Annotated in this window: 2 protein-coding genes; both read left to right on the forward strand. The window is 51.2% G+C overall.

Annotated elements, in window-relative coordinates; translation table 11 throughout:
* Positions 1-630 precede the first annotated feature (630 nt).
* Positions 631-876: a hypothetical protein gene (locus ACFWW2_RS16015; RefSeq protein WP_393929536.1), complete on the forward strand. Its 246-nt coding sequence runs from the start codon at positions 631-633 to the stop codon at positions 874-876.
* Positions 873-1,535, forward strand: a complete 663-nt coding sequence (locus ACFWW2_RS16020; RefSeq protein ID WP_393929538.1) for a nucleotidyl transferase AbiEii/AbiGii toxin family protein — start codon at positions 873-875, stop codon at positions 1,533-1,535. Before ACFWW2_RS16015 ends, ACFWW2_RS16020 begins: the two co-directional genes overlap by 4 nt.
* Positions 1,536-1,978 lie beyond the last annotated feature (443 nt).

Here is a 1,978-nt window from a genome sequence, read left to right on the forward strand (position 1 = left end):
CTCAGATGGTCGATCTCGTCGGCAAGTGGGGCGGTCATGGCAGTTCGGCATCAATTCAACTTCGGAGCATCAATCTCAGTTAAAGTGCTAAGTTACAAACGTCAGTCTCAAGTTAACTGCCCAGTCTCATATTAGGTGCTCACGCAAGCCGCTGAAATCATTGAAGGCGCGGTCTCAGATTTAAGTGCCAAGTGACACGAGAATACTGGAAGAATCAAGTTAACCTATTGTGAAGAAACATTTTATGAGAATTTCTGTGGGCTACCGCAATATGTTGTATAACCCAGGCATATGATCGCAACTGATAGCAACAACTTATTGGACATAGCAGAGAGCTGCAGGGTGGGGCGGTTTGTGCGCTATTTGGTAGGCAAAAGCGCCGCGAAAGACTAGTGTTGTGGGAGTCGTGACATTCTGCCTCACTCCGGATTCGTTCATGCCCGGATGGGAGCCAACCGAAGCGCTCGCTACTCGCCTTCTGGATATGCTTGGGTTAGAGTTCAGCCTTATGTCATCATAGGAACAGATATTATTTCAATGGTTTCTACCCAACGGCATTTGATACCCAACAATACGGAAGCTTGATCTTAACCCGAAAATCTCTATATTTGGCACGTTATGACACACGACATGCAAACAGCACTGTTGACCACCGTGAACGCTCCTTACCAGAAACAACTGGATGCGAGCGGGCTTGCGGCTGCGCTAAAAAGCGCGGACGTGGCCTTGGGACAAGTATCATCGTTCTTCACGGAGACCAGTGTTAAAACGCAAAAAGCGTTTGCTTTTGAACACGGCATCTCTGCCGATGCGCTGACACATGTCGCCGGCGTGTTTCAAGGCTGGTCTGGCCAGTCTGTCGCCCTGATCGCTTGAGTCAGAACGCGCGCCCTTCCCAGTGGGAAGACCTCCTCAAGCAAGCCTACAAGATTATCGATCACGTCAATCGAGAGCAGGATCTGCTGACGTCTTGGACGTTTGGCGGTGGCACAGCGATGATGCTCCAGATCAATCACCGAGAGAGCCATGATGTCGATCTCTTCCTCGACGATCCGCAACTGCTGTCCTATATCACGGCCTCCGTAGCGGACCTCGACTTCGAAATTGGAAGACCGACTTATGGTGGCGACGGGGCGAGCCATCTTAAAGTCGCTTTCGAGGATATTGGCGAAATCGATTTCATCGTTGCTGGGCACATTGTCGATCACAATGCGGAGTCCACCAACCTTCTCGGTCGAACCATTGATCTCGAAACAATCCCTGAGATCATTGGCAAAAAAATCAGGTTCCGCGGTTCAAGTATCGAGCCGCGAGATATCTTCGATATCGCAGCCGCAAGCAAAGCGGGCTACGACGAGCAGATCGCTGCCGCTTTGGAAGAAATTGCCGACTATCGCAATATCGCTGCAGATCGCCTCAATCAGCTCAAACCTGAGTACGTGAATTCCGTTATCGCGCAGCTCATGCTGAAGCCCGAGTTTGAAGCAACAGCCAAAGACGCGATCACTATTGCGACGCGACTCCTTAGGCCATGAACCATTAACTGTAACGACCCGCAAACATAATTGGCTGGACCTGCAATCATCGCTATTTTCGGCCCGAATTATTTGCATCTATCGTGGGGGTCAAACCTGGTGCAATACGCGGTGCGTCGCCTCTGTGACACGATGGACCAATCGCCGACTTACTCCGTGGTAATGGCACTCAACGAGGTCTTGAAGGTAACGGTAGAAAAAACCCCAGATTACACGCTGACCTGAAAACAGTACCATGTGGGGGTCGAGTCCGGCTGGGGGCGGAATCGTATCATCTCATGAGCGTTTTTGATTTTCCCGGCACGATGAGACTACCCCGCTGGCGCGGGATGGTCAAAATTTGTAGCCTGTGCATGGCGCTGGAGACATGCGTGTCGAACCGATGGTTATCATGCTCTCATCCGCGGGTTGGATACCGCCTTACCTGATCCGATGCGGGCTTG

The organism is Yoonia sp. R2-816, from assembly GCF_046762905.1.
In the GTDB taxonomy this organism is placed as follows: Bacteria; Pseudomonadota; Alphaproteobacteria; order Rhodobacterales; family Rhodobacteraceae; genus Yoonia.